This window comes from Exiguobacterium sp. EA-TM-5, from assembly GCF_053878415.1.
Genome location: NZ_JBSRPW010000003.1, coordinates 57938 through 81391, shown reverse-complemented (window position 1 = coordinate 81391; position 23454 = coordinate 57938). Strand labels below are relative to the sequence as shown.

General features: G+C 34.1%; 17 protein-coding genes. 4 read left to right on the top strand and 13 right to left on the bottom strand.

Features of this window, described 5'->3' with window-relative positions; all coding sequences use genetic code 11:
• Window positions 1-825: 825 nt before the first annotated feature.
• The 5 genes from ACV3PA_RS16785 to ACV3PA_RS16765 form a co-directional block, all read right to left on the bottom strand.
• On the bottom strand, window positions 826-1047 hold the full coding sequence (locus ACV3PA_RS16785; protein WP_456126122.1) for a hypothetical protein: 222 nt from the start codon (window positions 1045-1047) through the stop codon (window positions 826-828).
• 151 nt (window positions 1048-1198) lie between these two features.
• On the bottom strand, window positions 1199-1846 hold the full coding sequence (locus ACV3PA_RS16780; protein ID WP_456126121.1) for a homing endonuclease associated repeat-containing protein: 648 nt from the start codon (window positions 1844-1846) through the stop codon (window positions 1199-1201).
• 138 nt (window positions 1847-1984) lie between these two features.
• Window positions 1985-3685: a methyl-accepting chemotaxis protein gene (locus ACV3PA_RS16775; protein ID WP_456126120.1), complete on the bottom strand. Its 1701-nt coding sequence runs from the start codon at window positions 3683-3685 to the stop codon at window positions 1985-1987.
• A 506-nt stretch (window positions 3686-4191) separates the two neighbouring features.
• Window positions 4192-5250 carry a hypothetical protein gene (locus tag ACV3PA_RS16770; protein ID WP_456126119.1) on the bottom strand — a complete coding sequence of 353 codons (1059 nt, stop codon included), beginning with the start codon at window positions 5248-5250 and terminating at the stop codon, window positions 4192-4194.
• Between the two features lie 712 nt (window positions 5251-5962).
• A complete protein-coding gene (locus ACV3PA_RS16765; protein ID WP_456126118.1) occupies window positions 5963-7795 on the bottom strand; it encodes a mechanosensitive ion channel in 1833 nt (610 codons plus the stop codon).
• Between the two features lie 1367 nt (window positions 7796-9162).
• Between ACV3PA_RS16765 and ACV3PA_RS16760 the strand changes: the two genes are divergently transcribed.
• Window positions 9163-11145 carry an ATP-binding protein gene (locus ACV3PA_RS16760; protein WP_456126117.1) on the top strand — a complete coding sequence of 661 codons (1983 nt, stop codon included), beginning with the start codon at window positions 9163-9165 and terminating at the stop codon, window positions 11143-11145.
• Between the two features lie 66 nt (window positions 11146-11211).
• On the opposite strand, the gene ACV3PA_RS16755 is transcribed toward ACV3PA_RS16760, so the two are convergent.
• The 3 genes from ACV3PA_RS16755 to ACV3PA_RS16745 form a co-directional block, all read right to left on the bottom strand.
• Complete coding sequence (locus tag ACV3PA_RS16755; RefSeq protein WP_456126116.1) at window positions 11212-11736, bottom strand: hypothetical protein; 525 nt, start codon at window positions 11734-11736, stop codon at window positions 11212-11214.
• A gap of 106 nt (window positions 11737-11842) precedes the next feature.
• Entirely contained in the window at window positions 11843-13732 is a 1890-nt protein-coding gene (locus tag ACV3PA_RS16750; protein WP_456126115.1) for a diguanylate cyclase domain-containing protein, read from the bottom strand.
• 210 nt (window positions 13733-13942) lie between these two features.
• Window positions 13943-16213 carry a putative bifunctional diguanylate cyclase/phosphodiesterase gene (locus ACV3PA_RS16745; protein ID WP_456126114.1) on the bottom strand — a complete coding sequence of 757 codons (2271 nt, stop codon included), beginning with the start codon at window positions 16211-16213 and terminating at the stop codon, window positions 13943-13945.
• A gap of 248 nt (window positions 16214-16461) precedes the next feature.
• Here ACV3PA_RS16745 and ACV3PA_RS16740 point away from each other — a divergent pair, with 248 nt between their 5' ends.
• Complete coding sequence (locus ACV3PA_RS16740; RefSeq protein ID WP_456126113.1) at window positions 16462-17004, top strand: DUF5067 domain-containing protein; 543 nt, start codon at window positions 16462-16464, stop codon at window positions 17002-17004.
• 37 nt (window positions 17005-17041) lie between these two features.
• Window positions 17042-17227: a hypothetical protein gene (locus ACV3PA_RS16735; RefSeq protein WP_456126112.1), complete on the top strand. Its 186-nt coding sequence runs from the start codon at window positions 17042-17044 to the stop codon at window positions 17225-17227.
• Between the two features lie 130 nt (window positions 17228-17357).
• Here the strand turns inward: ACV3PA_RS16735 and ACV3PA_RS16730 are convergent, their stop codons facing one another.
• From ACV3PA_RS16730 to ACV3PA_RS16710, 5 genes are all read right to left on the bottom strand, one after another.
• A complete protein-coding gene (locus ACV3PA_RS16730; RefSeq protein WP_456126111.1) occupies window positions 17358-17828 on the bottom strand; it encodes a hypothetical protein in 471 nt (156 codons plus the stop codon).
• A gap of 142 nt (window positions 17829-17970) precedes the next feature.
• Window positions 17971-18282, bottom strand: a complete 312-nt coding sequence (locus tag ACV3PA_RS16725) for a YolD-like family protein (protein WP_214749080.1) — start codon at window positions 18280-18282, stop codon at window positions 17971-17973.
• A 294-nt stretch (window positions 18283-18576) separates the two neighbouring features.
• Complete coding sequence (locus ACV3PA_RS16720) at window positions 18577-18936, bottom strand: DUF1304 domain-containing protein (RefSeq protein ID WP_456126110.1); 360 nt, start codon at window positions 18934-18936, stop codon at window positions 18577-18579.
• Window positions 18937-19076: 140 nt separating this feature from the next.
• On the bottom strand, window positions 19077-19310 hold the full coding sequence (locus tag ACV3PA_RS16715) for a hypothetical protein (protein ID WP_456126109.1): 234 nt from the start codon (window positions 19308-19310) through the stop codon (window positions 19077-19079).
• Between the two features lie 261 nt (window positions 19311-19571).
• Window positions 19572-20000 carry an Rrf2 family transcriptional regulator gene (locus ACV3PA_RS16710; RefSeq protein WP_456126108.1) on the bottom strand — a complete coding sequence of 143 codons (429 nt, stop codon included), beginning with the start codon at window positions 19998-20000 and terminating at the stop codon, window positions 19572-19574.
• Between the two features lie 1850 nt (window positions 20001-21850).
• On the opposite strand from ACV3PA_RS16710, the gene ACV3PA_RS16705 reads away from it, so the two are divergent.
• Window positions 21851-23419: a sensor domain-containing diguanylate cyclase gene (locus ACV3PA_RS16705; protein ID WP_456126107.1), complete on the top strand. Its 1569-nt coding sequence runs from the start codon at window positions 21851-21853 to the stop codon at window positions 23417-23419.
• The last annotated feature ends 35 nt before the right edge of the window (window positions 23420-23454 follow it).

The window sequence follows — 23454 nt, the reverse complement described above, 5'->3', positions numbered from 1 at the left end:
AAGTAAAAATTTTCAGATAGTGAAGCGAGTGTAAAGTCTTGTGTCAACACAAGTCACTTGGTAGACGAACGTAAAATAAAAAAAGTCTCATCACATTATTAAAGATAAGTCGTTCCAAAAATCATTGCAGTTAGTTATTTTTCATCTACATTATATAAATTTGGGATAGAGACATTTTAAGTATCCATATACAACTAAAACAACCCAAAAGGTTCTCGTATTGAAAGCAAAAAAATGGAGAAACATGTACCCTTGAGAAGTACGTGTTTCTCCATAGATTTCTGTCCATTGCTTTATCAAACTATGTCCCAGTTTTGTCTCGAAGTGGGTTCGATGTTTGATCACTCGAAAAACGTATTAATCAGTGATTTACTCAAATAAAATGCATCTTATCGCTTTGGAAATTGACTGAGATACGGAAATAAAGATTTTCATTTAAAGGACGATTAAAGTAGTAATTTAGAAATGGTCACATTCTTCTTGAGCAAGCCATAGCGCTTATTCTGATGTCTACTATAATCTCCATATATTCAAATGCTGACCTCACTGAATCATAGATTAGTGGTCCATGGATTCATTTCTTAAAAAGATAGGCTTTAAAAGAGTAAACAATTTATAACTATTGAATAGAAGGGGATCTAAATTAAATAAAAAAGAAAAATCCAGTTCCGGTCATCTAAGGACACACGAACAATAATTGGTTTTAAAAACTGATAGACGTAATAAAAATCTATTCCTTAAAAATGGAATAGATTTTTATTGGGTAAATTGAATTTAATTAAAAGTCATAGAAGAACAATTGTTTTATCTAAAGCTGAGTTACTACTACTGAGGAAGTTCAGTTTGTTCTCTTTGCTTTTGTGAGGCAACACGATAAATAGGCTGATTTAATAAGAGTGGTTTCAGTAGTAATTGAAGAACAATAGCCTCGATGATGGATAAAAGAATCAAAATAAGTACAGAACCGGTGTGTAATGCTTCATTGAAGTAACACACGTTTAAAATGAATAATAAACCTAAATGAATGACGAAAGCAATCTTATCCAAAGGATATACCTCCTCTCGTGTGACCAATTCATTTACCTTAAAAAGTTTAAAAAGATAAATGAGTAAACGGATAATAAAGTAAGTATGATGTGCTATCTTCACATATATACCCTTCTTCTAGAAAATTCTATCATTCAAAAGCGATTAAAAATTAGCCAGAGAGAGATGCTAGCGCGTTTTTCCAATTCCCAAATCTTAATTTAATCATAGCGACAGATGGACCTACATTATCTCTTAACCATTTCCGATATTGCGTTATGGTAAGGTTACATGTATTTAAATCTAAGCAAGCAGACTGGAGGGCTTTCAAACAGTTTGTTTTCGATTGTGCATCACCCGAAAAATACTCATGGTAAGTTAATGCCTGCTTCCAGCTCCCGTAATGATGTGTAATGTTACTAGCACTCATCATGGAAGGATGTTTTTTTCTCAATTCAGCATATTGACGCACAGTGAATGAAGGACCTATCTTTTTGGAACATAAATGTAAGCTCTCTTCTATTGATAATTTATTGCGAATCGAAATTGATTTTTCTTTTGAGCTACAAGGTATTGCTTTCTTTTCTGGCTTTATCGAAACCTTTACAATGCCACTCTCATTTAAAAAGTTGTTCCAACTTCCAAAAAGTTGGATGACTTCTTCAAATGATGGGTAAGGCAAAAACTTTGTGAGAGTGATGTAATAGGTTGCCTTCATCGGTTTAGTATGAAGACGTTGGAGAACTTGAATTAAATGAATCAATTTTTCCTTCTGAACAGAAGGAGGAAGCGATGAAAAAGAATTTAGCGGTTCAGTCATTTTATATTAGATCCCTTCTACTCATTGTGGTTGAGCTATAAAAATGTAAGTGATTCATAGAGTTTATCCGAAAAATTAATCAAAAGAAACGGAAAGATAGCCTTTGATATCGAAGGCTATCTTTCCGTGTAGAGAAATTTAGACATCAAATTTCTTCGATTCTGATTCCAAATGATTCGTTCGTTCATTCAAGTTTTCTACTAAATCGTGCAATGTAGTGATGGTAGCGATCATCTGTTCCGATGCAGCTGCCACCTCTTCATTACTTGCCGTGTGTTCTTCTGCAACTGCAGCAATCTCCTTAAGTGCCGTTCGGATTTTTTGCTCAGAAGTTAAGACATGATTCATTTTCTCAGTCATTTGTCTGGTTGACGTAGAGACGTCTGTAACCTGGGATGATAGATTCTCAAATGTTTTGTCCGTTTCAAGAACGATTTGCTTACCACTCTCCGTGGCTTGCACTGTAGTAGAGAAACTCTGTTGCATCTGAGCTGCACTCGCCTCGATTGAGATGACGATTGAGGCGATTTCACTCACACTACTAGCAACATGACTCGACAGATTTTTTACCTCTGTAGCGACGACAGCAAATCCTTTACCTTGTTCACCAGCTCGAGCGGCTTCAATAGCTGCGTTAAGCGCAAGAAGATTGGTTTGTTCCGAAATACCACGAATGATCCCGACTAAAGCTTGAATATCAGAAGATTGTTGTTTCAATTGCTCGACCTGATCGGCAGATTGAATGACTTGCTGATGAATGTGATTCATTCGCTCTACTGACTGTTGCATTTGGTCACGTCCGATTTTTGTTAATGAAGTCATATCTATGGTGGTCTCTTGAATGGTCTGACCAGATTCGGAGGCAGTTTGAATCAGCGAAGAAAAACTGTGCATTTCTTCATTTAAAGAGAGTGTGACGTGTGTCTGGCTCTCTGTACCGATTGCGATCTCTCCCATTGTACGCGCAATTTGTGTAGAACCATCTAATACTTCTGTCGTGCTGTGATCGATTGAATGACTTGTCGTCGTGACAAGATTTGATGTTTGTTTAATATCAGCAATCATTACTCGTAGCATCTCATTCATGTCACGAATGGAGATTGCTAAAGCATAAATTTCATCTTTTGAAGGAATGGTCAAGTCCGTTAATGTTTGTTTTGCTTGTTTAAGATGTCCTTTAGCAATTAGGTCTGCGACTGATTGTAATGTTTCAAGCGGTTTTAACTTCCGTCCAAGAACAACATATAACAAGATAAGCGTTCCAAGAAGTAACAACAATAATAAGCCGATAAAGAGAGGAAGGTTTTGTTTTAACAAAGAAGTCGTTAATTCAGTGACTTCTTTCGCAGCAATATCTGTTCCTAAAATACCAATGACTTGACCCGAAGAACTTTTTAAAGGTACATACACGCTGATGTACTCCCCATAATCAGGATCTTGAATGACATCAGTCGCAAAAGTTTGTCCTTTTAACACGTCTTTCATGTCTTTTGCTTTTGCTCCAGTCGCAGGGGAATCGATTTTTACAGCATCCTTTGCAGGTAATCCGTCTATTAAAAGATGAACTTTATTATTTTCTACCCGTGCTGTGTACGCATACATCAAGCCGTTTTCTTTTCGAAGGGTATTTAATTGCTCACGCAATTGATCATACTTTGTTGAGGGTGTGAGATCACTAAGAAAATCTTTATATTTATTCATATCGATAGTAGAAGCAATTCGCAATGCATCTTTTTCAGCTGTAGCTTTTAAGGTAGATAGTGCAGTTTGTTTAGTATTAAAGTAAAGGGATGCACTACTTATAATAAAAAATAGAGTAAAGATTAGTCCGATAATCAACAATAATCGAGTGCGAATGGAGTGTTTTTTTCGTTCATGCTCAACCTCCTAAATGAATTGATAATGAGAGTATAGTTCATATATCGGACGTGATGACAAAAAAGTAAACAGTATTTTCAAACACACATATAACTATTTATACATCATTAAATTTGGGTACATAAAAATATACTGTCCTTGGTATTACACTGATAGAAGGAAGAGATGGACAATGAATGGTATTCCTATCACTTCTTAAGGAGGATTTAAAAAATGTATTCTTATTCAATTTCTGCTTACTAATCTAAATTCATTTTTAAAACGAATTAAAAAAAATGGTCTGACTACAAAAAATGCTAAGATCAAATTACTTTTTCTTTTAGAATATCGAACATTGATTCTAGCAAAGATTATTTGGTTACCCTTCAATGTTGTGGAGAAAAGAGAAAGTTCGTATGAGTCAACTACAAACTCATTGTTTATGATAACTAAATGAACAAACGAGACAAAAATTAAGGTTTATATTATTAAGGTATCCTCTCTTCTGATATCCACTCCCACTTTATGTTCTTTCCTTTTCCGATACATCGCACCTGACCTTTATTTCGCAAAATACGCAACATTTTCTCGACCAGTTGTTTACCTGCCTCAGGATGATGTTCTAGCAACTGTTGTTTTGTGAAGGGTTCCGATTGAGAAGTTATAAACGTAAAAATTTGCTCCATCTTGATTTCGGCAATGGAACGGTGTTTGTACGCATTGATAAAGCCTTTTATTTCTTTGTAGGATGTTAGAACAGTTTTTAAGTAGAATTGAATCCATTGATGTGACGGTAAGATCGCATCGGCATCATTATCGTTAAATCTTTGAAGAAAGCTGTCATGAAAACTACTGTAGGATTCATTAAATTGTCGATCGAGTGAAAAGTAACATTGGATTCGGTAATCAAATTGGTGAAGTAAGTAGATGTTCAATAGTCTCATAATTCTTAATGCATCATAATGACCTCTTATTTGTTTAAAAAATTTATGAAGTAATAACGGAATCGCAATTATAGGATGCAATTTTTGGACTTCAATCGATGATTGAAATTCGAAAAATAACTGTTGAAGGTCTTCTGTAGAAAGACATTGGCTAGTCGGCATGATGGAGTGGGGAAGTAATGGATTATCGGGAAATATATTTGGCTTTTCGTTAAATTGATCTGTAGTTAAATGCTGATTTATTATCTTTTGGATAATATAGACGATGCGAAAGTCGTAAACTGAATATTCGGTATGATGGTCATGTATATAAGATAGGGCATCACGGTGACCAGCGAGCTCACGTTCTTGTATATGAAAAGGACTATACGTGTTTCTTACCAGTTGAATCATACGTTCTTCTACTAAATGTATAGAAGTCAAATTATTCAATGCTTGAATTGTTAATAGGTTCGCTTGTCGTTGTAAATGCTTCATCAAAGAAGGATATTTTACTTCTTTTTTATGTAAATGTTGATCATAGTATTCAATTTCATGAACAAATTCTACAAGTTGTGTATTCTCTTTGTAAAAAGTCGCTATACTTAATGAATCATTTTTCATTACGTTCCTCCACTAGTCTTAGCACAAAATATTTTACTTTATAACACTTTATCATTATTTTAATTATTTTTAAAATAATATTTTAATCTGGGTTTATTCTTATTAGGAATTAACTATTGAAATAGTCTTTAAAAGGTTTAATGATCATTCGTTTGGGAATATATATAATGTTATTTCATTTGATTAGAACTGATGACTTGTTTGTACCGTGTCAGCAAATGAGCATCGATATAATCAAACTCCCATGAAAGCGAGGAATAGTCTACGGGCTATTCCTCGCTTTTTATGTTATCTCGTATAATTTTTAAAGAAATACTGAAGAAGGGCGATGACTTCATCTAACGGTTCGTGAGCAGCTAACACGATTTGATGTTTGCTTCCATTTGAGAACTCGAGGTAAAAACGTTTTTCAAGCGTCGGAAGACTTAGATGGTAATGAACTTCACCAACGAAACACCGAACTGCTTCTAATTGTTTAGGACTTGTTGAATAGTGTGAGAGTGGTTCAAGGAAGTATATTTTAACTTTCGCTGCATTTGCTGTAGTAATGATTTCCTCAAAAATAAAGTTCTGAATAAAAATATGTTTTTCTAGGTGACTCGTAAGTTGATCCCCTTTTAGGATTTTCAATGTTGTTCACCTCTCTATCGTAAGTAAAAGGACATTAATGGATAATGTCCTTTTCGACTTAATCATTGGCTGTATCTTTTGATTAAAATTGATTGAAATCAGGTGGTGGATCGTTGGGTCTATGTGAATCTTTTGAACGATCAAGGTTAGGACCTTTATGATCATTCGGGTCGATCGGGTAATCATCTTGTTGTGCTAGATCGTTTTCTGGCAAAGCACCTTTTGGTGTACCATGTGTTGTCTCATCCGTTGAAGATGAACGCGCTGAACGTGGTGCACGATCTGGTGTGACATCATCAGCTGCTTGTGAAGCTGCACCTTTTGCTGCATCTTTTAAGCTCGGTGCTGATGAAGTCGATGCTGACTTACTTGGAAGGTTCGATGTGTCGACTTCCGTATTCTCTGCTTTCTTTTGGAGACGATCGAGGTAACGCGATGCATTATCACGTCCACCGAGACCAAACGCAAGACCGAAAGCAAGAGCGAGTGCCCCAAGGATCAAGATGAAGGCTGAGTTAACGATCGTATCAGCAACACCAAGTTGATCAAGTGCCATGAAGACAGCAAGTGCAAGGATTGCATACTTCGCAACGCTTGAAAGGACTTTTAGTTCAGAGTTGCCGAACAAGCTGTCCATCGTACGTTTGACGAGGTTGCTGACGATGATCCCGATTGCGAGAATGATGATCGCTGTCAAGACGCTCGGTAAGAACGCAAGGACGGCACGACCAAGGTCGACCATGAAGTCAAGACCAATCAAGTTGAAAGCTTCGACGACGAAGAGAACGACGATGACGATCTCAACGAGTGCACCAACGATTGAAGCTGGTGATGTAGATGCTTGGTTTGCATCCCATGAACCGATTTTCAAGTGACGTGTCAGGTTGTTGAAACCAAGACGAGATAAGAGATCCGTAACGAATTTCTTGATGAAACGTCCGACGTAAAGACCGAGAAGAATCAGAACGACACCAACGATGATGTTTGGAATCATACCGAGGACATCGTTCAACATGTTGATCGCTGGTCCTGTGATTCCTTTAATGTTCAATTGATCAAGAGCTGAAATCGTGATTGGAATCAGAATCAAAATGAAGACGACTGTTCCAAGAATCGACGAAAGTGATTTCGCATCTTTTTGATCCGTTGACCCAAGGTTGAAGCGAGCTGCAAATTTATCCGTTCCAACAGCATGAAGGAAATTCGTCACGATATCGCGGACGATTTTCGCTACGAGGAAACCAACGAAGAAGATGGCTGCCGCAGCAATCAAGCGTGGAATGAATCCAAGGAATGACGATAACAATTGGCTGAACGGTTGTGAGACACTCTCAATGTTCAAGGCACCGAGTACACCCGGTAGGAACAGAAGCAAGACGAGGTAGAAGACGATCTCCCCTGCTACTTTTGGATAAGCTGAAAGATCCGTCTGACCTTGAAGCATTTTATTCGAACGTACTTTGTCGTTCGCCATCAACTTCGTTCCTGCTTTGACGATGATCATGCGAAGAACGACCGCAATGACATATGCCAAGAGAAGGATGAGCGCTGCTTTCAAGATGTTCGGGATTGCCGCGAGTAATGTACTCATCGTATCCGCAAGTGGTCCAGCAATGATATTCAGATCAAGGATGTTGAAGACCAAGATCAGAACGAACACCATGAGAACCCAAAAGACGACGGTTCCAATGATTTTTTCAGGTGTCCACTTTTTCTTCTTTGGTGGCGTACCTTCTTTTTGAGGTGACAACTTGTTGACAACCCCAGACTTCTCTAACGCTTTTTGAATCCCGTTCGCGATCAGCTTGGCAATGAGCCATCCAATCAAGAAAATGATGATCGCTCCAAGCAAGTTGCCGAGTGATCCGAGAATGCCGTTCAAGTTCAACGACGTTCCGTTCCAAATGTTATTCATCTTTTCACCTCCGTAATGAGTTAAATAAAAATATAAATGAAATGAACATTTATTTATTCCCGAAAATTAATGAGATAATACAATAAAACTAAATTTTCTGAATATTTAATTGTAAATATTTTTATTTATTTAGCTTTTTTATATTTATTTCTTCTAAAAATGGTATAAAAGAATTCTAGTAACTTATTCTTTAATAAAGTTAATTTTTTTTATTACATGTTGGCAACAAATAATGATAGCATCTAATGCTAGTGAAATGACTATCAGAGCAATACTGATAAGTATCAATCCGGGTGCATCGTCTGCTTGTGCGATATAAAAAAATACAGGGAACATAAGAATTCCTATATTTGTTGTTATAAAAAGCGAAGTTTTGATCGATTGCATCGATTGATAAATTTGGATGAACGGAATTATGTCTAAAGAAATAAATCGGAGAATGTGTAACACATGAAATAAAGAATAAAGAATAAAGAATAAAGAAAGGGTACCAGTGCTAGGTAATAAAGAATCAATAAAGTATATCCTGGTTTTTCAAAAAATAATTTGTTCATTAAACCATCAAGTAATAAAGAAACACCAAAACCGGCGATGCCAATCAATCCGGTAATCATCAATATAGTACAGATTTTTAGATATATGACACTTAGTTGGAATGGCTTCATGTCTACGCCTCCTTATAATTTTTTCAAAAGTACAAATGGTATAAACATTCGAAAATAATTGAATAACAATTATCCAAAATCAAAACAAATAGATGGCAAGATTTATTTCAATGAGAAACTTATCTCATAAATGTAAGTAACGGAAAGGAACTTTAAATGAAAATTTGGTTAAATCGAACCATTGGAAGGCAAATCATGTTTGCGTTTTATATCGTATTTATAACATTACTTTTATCTACCCTTTGTATCTATTTTTATACAAAAAACCAAATGATTGATTCACAGAAACAATTAGATACTTTAAGTGAACACCGGACGAAAGCTACTCTCTTACATGAGTCGTGGTTAATGCTTCAATATGACGTTCGAGGTTACGCACTTTACGGTTAAACTTCTGTATTAAATGAAATCAATAAAGAAAAAGCAAATATCGAAGAACAAACAAATTGGTTTAAACTAAATAAGACAACTGAAGTAGATGCGAACTATGCCAAGGATACACGATTCCTTTATGAGTCCTATACAAATCGTGTCATACCGAGCGTCATCAATTATGTTAAAGAGAAAAAAGATGGAAAAATCGATGAGCCTTTCCTACAACAAAATACACTGTCGAAGTTGACTCCAGCTGCAATCAACGACAATCAACAATTGTCCAATAGTAATAGTTCTTCTTTAGACATGAGAGAAAACATTTTAGATATGGAAACAACATTTACAACCTATCGAAACGAAATAAATAAACAAGAAAAGGCTGCTCAAAAAAGTTTGGGTAGCCTAGTCAATGCATCTCAAATTCTTGGAGGAGTTAATATTGGGATATTGATTCTATTGACGTTACTCTTTGTACGACCTTTTACAACACGACTTACACGACAGTTAAAACGTTTAAATCGAGAAACAGATAGACTGGCTCAAGGAAGTGATACGGAGCCAATACCAGTTCTAAATGAACAGGATGAAGTAGGAGAACTCACTAAAACATTCAATCAAATGTCAGCATCGATTATTGGACAAAAAAAGCATTTGCAGTTGAATAACGAAGCATTACAAATGCAAAGTGAAGAACTGCTTGCTCAACAGGAAGAGTTACATGCTCAACAAGAAGAGCTCGAAGAAGCATTGAATGTTACACTTCAAAATGAGCAACATTTAAAGTATCGAAATGAACTGACCGAAACCTTGGCATCTCGAGAAACATATACAGCCTATGAAACAATTATTGAAAAGCTAGTAGCCATTACACATGCAGAATTTGGAGCAATCATTTTTTATGACAGAGAACATTTAAAGCAGATCTTTTCATTCGGTATTACAGAAACCTCACTTGGAAAGATAGCGATGCCTGGTTCACTCTTAGAGCGAGCTAAACTTTTAAAACACAGTACGCACTCTACTAAACAGATTGCACTAGATCACCCGTTACCACACCCGTACTATATCTACGAATCGGCTGTACCTGTATTAGACGCTGATTCTGATGAAGTATTGGCTTGTATCTATCTTGGTCGCTATAAAATGCCGTTTGAAACAGATGAACTAGAAGATATGATGTCCTTCGCTCGCCAAATTGCGTTATCACTCTTACGCATGAGGGTATTTGATGAGATGCAAGTCGAGAAAGAAAAAACAACGACTCTGATCCATTCAATTCGCGAGGCAATGATGTATGTTGAAGACAATAAAGTACTTGCTAATCATGCACTGCTAAATTTATTTGATTACAGTCAACAGAATAATGAAAAGCAAAATATCCGGGGTCTCATCTCATTAGACGTTCAAAATGAACTATTAGTTCGACGAGTAGATCAAAAAGAAAAGTTTAATAAATTCATGGATAAAGTCTATTCAAATTCAATTCCACAAGAAGACATTCAAATCACATTAAATGGTGGAGCGAAAATAGTAACAATTTATGCAGAAGAAGTTCGCTATCATGCATCTTTGAAAGGAATCATGTTGGTGTTAAAAGATGTCACGCATGAAGTGGAAGTGGATCGTCTGAAGTCAGAACTTATTTCAACTGTTTCGCATGAGTTACGAACACCACTTTCGTCGATTTATGGATTTACAGAATTGCTATTAGCTAAATCGTACAATATGGATCGTCAGAAGAAATACTTGGAAACGATACACTCTGAAACAAAAAGATTATCTTTGTTGGTTGATAATTTCTTAGACATACAACGTATGGAATCAAATCAACAATCATTTGTGATAGAGACGGTAGATTTATTGGAAATCATTCAGAACATAGTAACGGTACAGCGTGAGGAGGACTTACTCCACATATGGAATATTCAAATAAACGAACAGGAAAAAATGGAGGTCGAGGCAGACCAAGAAAAAATGGCACAGTTATTCACAAATTTGATCTATAATGCGAGAAAATATTCTCCGGAAGGTGGCTCTATAGAGATCTGGATGAAGCAGAAAGCGGCTAAAATAGTTATTCAAATCCGGGATGAAGGGATCGGAATTTCTGAAAACGATCAATTGAAAGTCTTTGATAAGTTTTATCGAGCACACACGAGTTCATATCCTAAAATTGGGGGGACAGGCTTAGGTCTTGCCATCTGTAAAGAAATTGTCGAGGCACACAATGGGAAAATTGAGTTAAGTTCCGAACTCGGTAAAGGTACAATCATTCAAGTCATTTTACCATCTAAGCAAAGCCAGCTTTAAACTTTAATGAAAAATGCTAATTAAAAAACGTCTTTTGTTCGTGGGGCACACGGCTAAAGACGTTTTTTATGTTTTTTGGTAGATTAATTGTCCATTTTCCAATTTAAATCCATAGCGAGAAAAACATTCTAAAGAGATCAATCCAGAATGCGAGATATGATTATAACTTCCATGAATAGAAAATTTATTATACTGGCATTGAAGGTCGTCAATTAAAGCTTCAAGCAACAATCCCCTTTCGCCAATCCCTTCTTTTCTTACATATAAATCCAATAGATCGAACTCTGAAACGCTGTCAATATGTTTAGATTCTGGATGAACCTGCTGAACACTTAAGGAAGACTGCTGGTTCAAGATATTCGGATGGATCGATTGTTCTTCCAAAAGAGTTACATAAAAAATAGAGGCTGAAGCTAAGGTGTTTTTGGTAATCTGAACAAGTTGTTCTTCTTTGTTGTAGGCTAATCCAACAAACGTTTCATAAGGACGTATTTGCATTTTTACGTTACGACGTGCACATGTTCGTTGCCACTCAGATTGAGGAATCCAATATCGTTCAGAAATAGCACGTTTTTTCAAAAAAAGGCGCAAATTTTTCCCTCCTTATTTATTACATGATTAAAGTATACATGTTTATTAAAGGGAGTAAAAGGCATTTTTTTGAAAATATAGTGTTTGGAAAATAAAAAAAGTAAATTTACTTTTGTTTAGATGTTAGACGGAGGTCGCTATATAAAACATAAGCACCTGATCGATTCTTTTTCGCTTGATACATAGCTATATCTGCCTGTTTCATGATTTCCATAGCAGTTGTTGCGTCAGTGGGAGAGGATGAAATACCGATGCTTGGAGGACAGAGTATGGTTTGGCCGTTAATGTAATAGGGTGCTTTTAAAACAGAAAGAATTAACTCGGCTCGTTGTTTCAATTGTTCTTGTGTCAGCACATTTTTAAGTAGTAGAGTAAACTCATCTCCTCCTTGACGTGCAATCATTTCAAACTGTTTCTCTATAGATTTTAGACGTCCCCCTACAGCCTGCAATAATAAGTCTCCAATATCGTGACCAAGGGTATCGTTAACATGTTTAAAGTCGTTTAAATCCATGAAAAATAGCGCTAACTTAAAATCTGATTGTTTGAATGTTCCTTCTATAAGAGAAGTTAAATGATTTTCAAATGCAGATCGATTACTCAAGCCTGTCAATTGGTCATGATAAGCGAGATATTTCACTTGTTGTTCAATAGTTTTTTCCTCTGTAACATCTTTTCCAATGGCAAAAATACCGACTATCTCGTTTTGTACAATGATCGGGATGTTTGTGAGGTTCATACAGATGATTCCTCCTTCACTGTTAAGAATCTTGACTTCATAGCTGCGTGGGGAGCCTTTAAAAACAAATTCGAGTTCTTGAAGCACTATCGTTTTAGACTTTTTTTCAACAAAGGCTAAACTATTTTGACCGACTAATTCATCAGAACTAAGATTAAATAACTGACTACATGCTTCGTTTACACTTTCAAAGTTCCCTTCTAAATCCATCGAACAAACTGTATGAGGATGATATTCGAACAACGACTTGTATCGTTCTTCGCTTACTTCTAGCGCATTAGCCTGATGAATATATTTATCGACAAGCTTTTGATTTTCCAGAACAATCACAATTTGTCGAATGAGTACAAGACAAATCGATATTCCACACCCCGCTGAAATAATGTCAAAGCTATTGGAATGAAATACCATGAAAGTAAATAAAAATAAAATCCCACTATAAGGAATTAAAACTTGAAAGATGTTTAGTTTTTCCAGTTGTATAGAAGAATGTTTAATAACGAACTTAGAAGTTTTCGTTCTTCCTGCAAAACTTAATAAGATCATACTCAAGATAAAGAGTGGATCAACCACACTACCTGAAGAGATATTATCGATAGAAATTAAATAGAGATAGGCTGAATCTGCAATTGCCTGTATACATACGGCTAAGATAATCACAATCATAGAGGACGTATGGGTTCGAGACGATCTATGCATCATTAAAAAGACAGCTGCAATTAACATCCCAAGGTCACCAATAGGATAAGCTAGGGAAATGATAAATGCTAAAGGTGTAGCTGCACTACTTGCAAGAACCGGAGAAATTAAAAGGTACCAAGAAAATGTCGTTGCGATAATGAGAATAATAAGGAAATCGAACATGAAAGATACATGCAGGATCATTTTGGTTTGATGCATGATTTTATAAAATAATGCACTGAGAATACAGATGATTTGTAAGAGATAAAAAACATCCGACCAACTGATAAAAATTACTTCTTTACCGAACATAGTGTCTGATATCATCCATAAAATTTCGGCTGCTAAATAAAAAAATGTGCCTAGAGTGATGATGGACCAGAATGTGCGTTCTTTATTTATGGTTTTCAAAAGAGTAAGGATCAAAAAATACAAAGCAATCAAAAGGCCAATGATTGAAAAGATACTGCTTCCAATGGATTGATAAGGAGAGTTTGGATATAACAAAATCCAGCAATAATAACCGAGTAAATACAAAACGAGAATAAAATAACGCAGATTGATTCTATTGAACATACCGCATTCGTACTCCTTTTAACGTTAATCTCACTAGTATAGATGTAAAAGAACAGAGATGATTTATGACTTCTAAAAATAGGTGTATGATTTATAGCAGATGTAAAAATATTTAGAAAATCGACAACAATCAATGATTAGTAATGGTATATAAACTATAAAATGCATAGAGCAACGATTATATCAATCGGTTGCTTTATGCATCTTAATTCAGGACGAAGTGACATTTGACTGTGCATACGATGTAAGGAAGTCAACAAAAGTATAGTAATCAACAGGTCTTGAGAAGAGATAGCCTTGACCAATCATACATCCATTTCTATAAAGGATTTCTTTTTGCTCCACTGTCTCAATGCCTTCCGCTACAACGTTTAATTCCAGATTTAATGCCAGTTCTATGATTGTTTTTACCATAGGTGAAGGATTATTATATGAAACTCGATCGATGAAAGATTTATCAATCTTTAAGGTATCGATGGGAAGTTGTTCTAAAACATTTAGAGAAGAATAACCAGTTCCAAAGTCATCAATGGATATTTTTATACCCATTGATTTTATTTGTTGCATGATGTTAAAGCTTTCTTTAATGTTTTGAACAATACTTTCTGTAATTTCTAATTCTAACCATTCAGGATCTAATTTTGTTTTTGCAATGACTTCTCCCACCATGCTGCAAAAATGAGGGTTTTGAAACTGAAGAGCGGATACGTTCACTGAAACCAATAATGGTTTAAATCCGAGTCGTTGTAACTGTTTGTTGTGCTGTGCAGCCGTGTATAATACCCATTCTCCAATTTCATTGATTAATCCAGTCTCTTCAGCTAAAGGAATGAACTCAGCAGGTGAAATCCAACCAAGTTTTGGATGCTCCCATCGTAATAATGCCTCCATTCCGACGATACATTCAGAGGCGAGATCAATTTTAGGCTGATAATATACGGAAAGCTGATTATTATTGATCGCGTTTTTTAAGTGAGACTCCATCTCTAATTTACGCAGCAAATTCGATTCTATTTCATTGTTATAAATAACAAAAGAATAATTTCCGTATTGTTTTGCTTGATAGAGAGCTTCAGCTGTATGTTGTTGGACTTTATCTAAAGAAATACTTTGTTTAGGATAATGGGTGATACCAATATGCCCAATGATATTCAATTCGAAATCAGATGTTTTAAATGTCGGGTGTAATACATCAAAAATAGATTCATTTAAAAACAGAATATCTGTAGTAGATTTATTAGATGAAACAATCATGAATTCATCTTCGCTGAAACGATATAACTTAACATTCATATCAATGGTATGTTTTAAGCGATGGGAGACCTCTTTAATAAGTTTCTCACCTGTTTGATGACCGAAAACATCATTAAACATTTTTACTCTTTCTACTTGTAGAAGTATAAAAGTGAAATCTTGTTGACTCATGTCCATTGCATATTGTGTTTCTTTTAAAAATGCCGCACGGTTTCCTAGTTTGGTAAGCATATCTGTATAAGCAATTTCATTAAGTTTTAAAACTAATCTATTATTTTTTGAGGTCGTGATTCCTTGCCTTACAATGGTCAATAGAAAAATCATGATCAATCCGAAGCTAAGTGCATTTAGTGACCAATTGTAACTTTCCATCATTAAAATGGATAAAACTAAAATACTTAAATAAGGAAAGAGGAACTCCTTTTTTAATGTAGGGAAAAAAGGAGTTCTAGGCTCAATCATAAGCTTTGATTCATCTTTATAGAAGTATGCGGAACAACCTATAAATAGTAAAGCAATCGTCCAAACGAAGTCGACAACCTTTCCGCTTTGATAGTTCTCACTAATCATCATTTGAGCAAACAGCATATCACCTAATATTTGTAGGAATAGGCCAATAATCAGATAATTCAGAGATTTATTTTTCTTATTAAACTGAATTAGATAAAAGAGAGTAATGATAAAAAATAAAATGCCCAAATCAGCGAGTTGAAAAATAACAGTGTATGTAATTTTCCCTAAAGAGTGCTCTTCAATACGATATAAAGGATAAAGCAAGTAATAATAGCTGATCGAAATGGCAGCAATCATATAAATCATCGTGTTAAAAAAATAAGTCATATTCGCAAACTGAATAGAAGCTCTTCTTAGTCTGTATAATAAAGCAATAAAATAACATATATAGCACAGTGCCCACAAAAAATATGAAAGTGGAGGGGCTTCAAATGCCTGTTTTGTAATTGTGAGGTTAATGATCCAAACTAAAGTACCGATAAAGGAGAGTCCTGTACCCATACTCAGGAAGAGCCAAAATAGCTTTAATAAAGTACTAGGACTTCTTAAGAGGCGTAAAATCCAAAACGTGCTCACTATTCCAATTATAAGTTGAATAGTGTTGAGAAAAGTTAAACGAATCCACTCAGACCCTTCATAGACCATATTTCCATACCAAAACATGATACTGATTCCTATTAAAATTAGGAATGGCCACTTAGTTACATTATTCAAACTGCTTCCTCCTAATAAAAAGGTTCTCATTAATTATCGGCTATTTCCGGGTGATATAAAGTAATTCTTCTGAAGAAATAAATTGAGTTCAATAATATTGATAATGATGCAATTATTTGATTATTTTATACTAGAAAGATAAGATAGAGTAGAATATAAAAAAAACGCTTTTTTGCATTAAAATAAAAATGAGAGTGAGAGAAAATCGATCTTTATCAACTTAATTAAAAAAGCGGAAGAGTGATAATATGCTACTGGTCAGACCAATAACTTTACTTTTTTTTCTAGTGATCTTTTGTGCGAGCCTTACCCAATCAGAAAACGAGACAAGTAAAGCTGAAAAACGAATAAAAATGAAAAATCTTTCTTACATGGATCAGAACGATTTTTTTGATGGTAGGCGATATATAAGTAATAAATTTAGTATCTACATAAAAACGATTGAAACGATTCCACCTAATCCTATCGAGAATAAAACGATGCCATTGCTACTAATTAAATTTAAAATTAAAAATCTTAGGATGGAAAGTCAAAATGAAATGATATCTTGGTTAGAGTGCTTTCAGGTAGAACAAGGAGGAAAAGCTTTAGATATTGCAGACGTCTCTACTTCTATAAAAACATCTTCAAAACGACTTTTTAATTCTGAAACTTATGATCGAAATAAAGGGATAATTGCTTATAAGTTACGTAATAGGAAAGAAAACGTAGTGTTAAAAGCATATAAGACAAATATCTCGAAAGAAGTAAGTGTCAGAACGATACGAATGATAAACAAAGATTATAAATAAATACTTATCTTAATAATGTTTAATGGGGGTTAACTAAATGGAAAATAAAATTTGTTCATCCTGCGGAAGTACTAAATTTCACGAAGCAACAGACTACATTCCACTAAAACCAACAAAAGGATCATTTCAAGGTGCTCATAAAATATTTTCGTTTTGTTTAGATTGCGGTATCGTAGACACAATTAGAATTGATAACACAGAAATCTTTCAAAATAAGGATTAAATATTTAACCCTTAAAAAAGAGCGTCCGACAAGGATGCTCTTTTTTATAAAAGAAGAAAAGTTTATATGCTCAGGAAAAACAGGAAGATCTATTAATTTCATACATAATGAATACTGGTTGATGAAATATCTATCTTTTTCTTAAATGATACTGTAAATGAATATCTAACCATTCAAGCCAGTCGGATACATTTAACCAACCAAGTTCCTCTTGATAAATTTTTCTTGAAGAATCTATTGTTTGAGCGTGTGTCTTAACTTGGTCGATACGTGTAACTAATTGTCTTGCGCTCTCCTTAAGAATAGCATAATCTAAATTATTTTCTAATTCGATATCAAGATCATCTCGAAACCTTATACGTACCCAGGGAACTTCACCATATAAGAAAACTAAGTTCCCGAACCGTGTTCGTCCCTTCGTAGCTAAAGGAGGGGCGAACTCACATTGCTCTGCAAAATCAAGAAACTCATTGCTCTTATCAATAAGGTGTCTATAGAGTTGGAGAATGGACCAGCTGTTCATAGTTTGATGATGTCTATAATAACTCTTTTCATATTCATCTAATTCACTTAATAAAGGATGAACTGGTAAAGATATCATATTATTAACCTCATGTTTCTGTAGAATATAACATATATTATACTTATATGTTTTTAGCTAAAGTATACACAAACTTGGAGATCATCATAATCTTTTTATTATTGAGGACAGTAGATTTTACAAACGAATATGAGAAATAAGCTTAAATTTCTTTTATTTTGATATCCAATATATTTTTATAAGGGAGTACTTTTAATTCAAGATTTGATTTAATGAGATAGACTTCATGCCGAAAAGAGTCAAAATTTTCAATGTAAGCATCAAAGTATAGAATTCGATAAGAATCGATGGCTGCAATAGATATGATATCTCCATTAGCAGCTGCTTTTTCAATAAAGCTCCCAATTTCAGACACTTTGCTTTCGTCATGGACGATTGAAAAATAGTTTAAATTCTTCTTTCGTGTAGGCAAAAAATAAAAATACTTTTTTGTACTATCTTTTTCTCGAGACATAAAACCATTCCTTTGAACAATTTTTAATAGAACAGAATAACAAAGTATTTATAGATAATGTTCTTATCTAATTGTACCCAAACATGTAAAAAATATAGCTTTTTTTAGAGAAATCATATGCCATACAAAAGATTACCATAGAAAATTCAATAAAATTCTTTCATTGTTTCATATTTTAATTTTTAAAAGGTTAAATAAATGTCTTTATTAAAGATAATAAACTAAAAAAAGTATAAGTTAGACTTTACACAGTCTAACTTATACTTTTTTAAAAATATTAATATCAATTGTTCTTCATGATACCAAAAGTACAAGTAACAAAGCTATGATTGCTGGTAAACCTTGTTTTATTAAAATAGATCGATTAGAGGTAATAGACCCATATAAAGCTGCAATAATAACACAAGATAAGAAAAAGATCACAATTCCCTGATCATCACGAATCAGTCCGTATAAAAGTCCGGCTGCTAAGAAACCGTTATATAGTCCTTGATTAGCAAAAAGTGTTTGAATTTGTTTTGACGCTACCGCTTCATCACTGAGACCAAAAGAACGTTTAGCTGCTTGAGAAGATAGGAAAAACATTTCGAGAGCAAGTATATAGAAGTGTTCTAACGAAACAATTAAAACAAAAATAATGGATAAAAAAGACATGATTTCTCCTCCTAAAGAACCTTACATGATTTTGAGCTACCTAAGTTATGGCGTTATAAAATAAAGGCAAAAAAACTCTTGATAAATAGATGAGTTTAACATTTTAAGAAGGCATGGTTAAAAAAATTGTGTTCATACTTTCAGAATGATAGTATCTTCAATTTTGCATTTAAACAAAAAACGTTACTCATAAAAGGTGTTTTGCGACTATCCATTCCAAGAAAATCAAATTCCGAACGAATTTGCTGCATTAGATTGAGGGCTATTTGTTTTTTAAGCGTAATACTTTCTTTATAAAGTAATTTATCATATGAAATAGTAAATTCTTCAAGTGCAATTTGCATACAAATCAATTGAAACTGTTCTGTTTTCAATATAAAGCTCCTCATTTCCTCTTACCTAGCGAATGATACACTATATTCTTATCAACAGTTGATATTTGAATGTGCTTGAAGCCTTCCAAATAGGCAAGAGAGAAATACAAAATGAGCAATTAATGATGGATTAAAGACTCTTAAGTAGTTAATTTTTGAATGAAAAAATGAAAGAGAGTGAATGGAGTGAAAGGAGAAAATGGTTTTTAATCGCATTGAAAAATCACAATTCACAACTTGACATAGTAATTAAGAAAAGAATCATTTTAATGAAAGGTGGGTAAAGAGTTCATCTGGATTATCTATAAGATCTGCCAGCGTATATTTATCTAGTTCTTGAATAAAAGCATGTAAGGCATGATTTAAGATGTTCTTTAAATGACAGGAGGATGAAATAATACAAGTATCGTAAGCACTAAAACAATTAACTATCTCAAGCGACTCTAATTCGCGAAAAACTTGGCTGACCTTTACTTTTCTTGGATCTTTGATCAAACGAAGCCCTCCCGATCTGCCATGCTTAGATTCGATATAACCTAATCGTACTAACTGTTGTGACACCTTCATTAAATGATTCGATGAGATATTATATTGATTTGCAATCATAGGCATTGGTGTATACATCTTTTGTCTTAAGCCTAAAAAAATCAATGTACGAAACCCATAATCAGTAAAATGTGTGATTTTCATATACTCTTTCTCCATTTCTTTTGCATACTGCAATTGTACTTGTAAACATTGTCATAACTTAGCTGAGTTTATGAAATTTTACTGTAATGATAAAAAAACAAACTTCTTCTGTAAATTATTAAATTTTTAAGTACTTAACAAATAACATTTGTAGTTATTTTTAGTCATTTGTAGTTAAATCTACTTAGCTTAAATGCATGGTAATAAGAAATTATATATTTTTACATCAATATCAAAATCATTTTTTGAAATGTATTTATATTCCTATTTTTTAAAGAACATAGGGCATTTGATATAGGACTAAGCATACATAGTAAAATAAGCATTGTCGACTTTTTTTATCGATACAGTGAATAATGTTGTACGTTGCGATAAATAATAAGGACGATAATTTTCTTCATAGAATGAACTTAATCTTATAACACATAAGAATACGTAGTGATGAACCAAAATTAATTTTACACCCTTGCATATTAGTAACTTCGATTTCGTCTGTAATAATGTATAGGTTTTGCTAATAGAAGCTGTGAATTGGAATTTAATTAAATCTACAAGTTTTATTCTGTTTAACTTGCGTATTTTAAAACTCAGTTCTTATGACTAAATGGAGTTACATAATAAACTTATAAAAATAGAAATGAATTGGTATTAATTTTTATAAAAAAAAATAATAGGTTAAATATTCATGATTTAAAAATTTTCAATTCTTAAAATCGGATAAAGTAGAAGGTAAATGGGATAAGATGATCAAATGTATATGATGAACAATGAAAAATAAGAGATAGAATGGAGGCACAGCTATGCGATAAACCGCAGCGATGAAATACGGGATCACTGCAGTTCTTTACATAGGTTTGAAGTCCAGAGAGGATCACACTAGTCCACCAAAGTTCATTAAAATTAAAGAAATCAGTAAAGAGTGCGGTATGATATGCTCCCCAAAAAGTAGACAGTTGAAATATCAAAAACTGTCTACTTTTTGGGGAGCATATCATTTCCTGAAGATGACTTCCGTTTTGTATCGGAGTCATCTTTTATCGTTCCCATTTTTTATCTTTAACATGTATAGCAATTAAGTCAACAATGATCCTATAAAATCGATGATTCCTGTAATAAGTAGAAACGATAAATTTAAGACAAGAGTAATTAATATACCGATAACAGCTTTGTTATCATTTGAAGAACTAATTTTCAATATTAATAGGATGGAGCAAAAAGTGAGTAAGAAACTAAAGAATACACAAAAATGCATGACATGGATAGACGAAAAGGTTGCAATGAAAAGGACGAATTCATAGTTAAAAAACGAATTATAAATAAATAAAAATAAAAGAATAGTAAGAAGGTATATGCCCCATCTTAAGTGTTTCATAGTTCCTCCATTCTAAGGAGATAGTCAAAAAAGATATCTCCAATAAGTAAAAAGAGTTCTAATTTTAATATGAATATATACTTTAAGATCGAAACGATAATAATGATGACATTGAAACGGAAGTCACAGCAATAATTTTAGAATTTACTATAGCAAAGAAAAGACAGAGTATATAATCCAAGACAGTTTTGGTAGGAAATGAAATCATCGTTAAAAGGTTTTACAGAACGATTTAATGATAGCTACTCCATTATCAGGAATAGTGTCCACAGTATCCTCTTTATTTTTATCAAGAAAATATGTAAACAGAGTAGAGTATATTATGGGACATTTTTATTGTAGGTATTTTTTGTGTACATTTTGTACGTTTAATATTAATAAAAGTATCCGAAACCTCTTCTAGGTGGAGTAATCATTCTTTCTTTTGGTATAATTTGTATAACATCAAGGTTATGAAAAAAGGAAGGATTTACAACGAATGAAGCCACCGCTCAAGTTTATGATCACTACTGTAACAATGGTAACTATGATTGTACTATTAATTGCTGTTTTTGCTACGAGTTACTATGTGAACCGTCACAATTTAAAGGAAACTGCGATAAACGAAAACTATTCGAATGCTAAGAAATTAAGTGCTCTAACTAATGATACCTTTCTAATGATGGAACAAACATTACTCGCACATCAAGAAGATATTCTATCCAATTGGGATGATCCAAAGAAGTTAAATGAACTTACACAAACTTTGAAGCAATCTAATTCTAATTTTAATTCGATTGCAATCATCGATGAGAATGGCATCGGAAAAGCCAATACTCCTGACTTGAAGCTTAGGGGAACTAAGGTGGATACGGAAGGTGTACGATTAGGATTGCGATTGAAACGAAACTTTACATCGAGTCCTTATATCGGGAAAAATCAGAAACTGATGTTAATCGTTTCGACAGCACTCTATAAGGATGGAAAATATTACGGTATGCTCAATGGGTTAGTCTGGTTGCGTGAAAAAAACTTTTTAACACACCTTCTCGAAGAAACATATGGAAATGACAAATATGATGTTGCTGTCTATGACTCGACCGGTACCTATATCTACCATAAGAATCGCAATTGGATTGGGACAAAGGCACCTAAAAACCAAGCGACTATCAATCTTGATAAAGGAAGACCTGGTAAAGGAACGATGGTGGACCAGACGGGAAAACAAGTATTTGCTGGATATACGACAGTTCCTCAAATTGATTGGAGAATCATTTCGATGACACCTGCCTCGAAAGCGCTGGCTCCTGCTCAACTGACAGCAATCAAAGCAGCCACTATCGGGTTTCCATTGATTTTAATTTCATTTCTTATTTTGATTGGATTGATTATCTTTATTACAAAACCATTGAATCGTCTCTCACTGCTTGATTATAAAAAACCGATAGATGAAGTCATTCAAGAAACGAGAGATTTTAACTCCCCATATCGGGAAGTTGAAAACATTCGTGCTATGATTCTTTCATTTGCAGAAAACCAACAGGTCATGTTGCGCGATTTTGAAGAAATGGCAGTAACGGATCCAATGACGGGACTTGCAAATCGACGACGATTGAATCAATTGATTCAAATGATACGGGACAATGAAGAATCTTTTGGATATGTATTGCTTGATATTGATCGGTTCAAAAGCATCAACGATACGTATGGACATTTGAAGGGAGACCAAGTGTTGGTCAAACTCGCTGAAGTGATTTCCTACGCTACTCCTCATTCGGGGCTACCTGTTCGAATTGGAGGAGAAGAGTTCGCGATAATTCTTCAAGAAACGTCACCTGATGAAATCATTGCTTTCTCTGAACATCTCCGTCATACCGTAGAACAGACAGACTTCTCACTACCACAACGGATAACGATTTCAATTGGAGCAGGTTACTTAGATTCGAACTCCTATGATGTCTCGCCTTTCTATAACGAGGTAGATCAGCAGTTATATAAAGCGAAGAAAAAAGGACGTAACCGGGTAGAAACTATTTTTATCGTAAAAGGGAAAAAGTACATTTCATGAGAATTCAAAGTTATTTTATTGTTGACGAAAAAGCT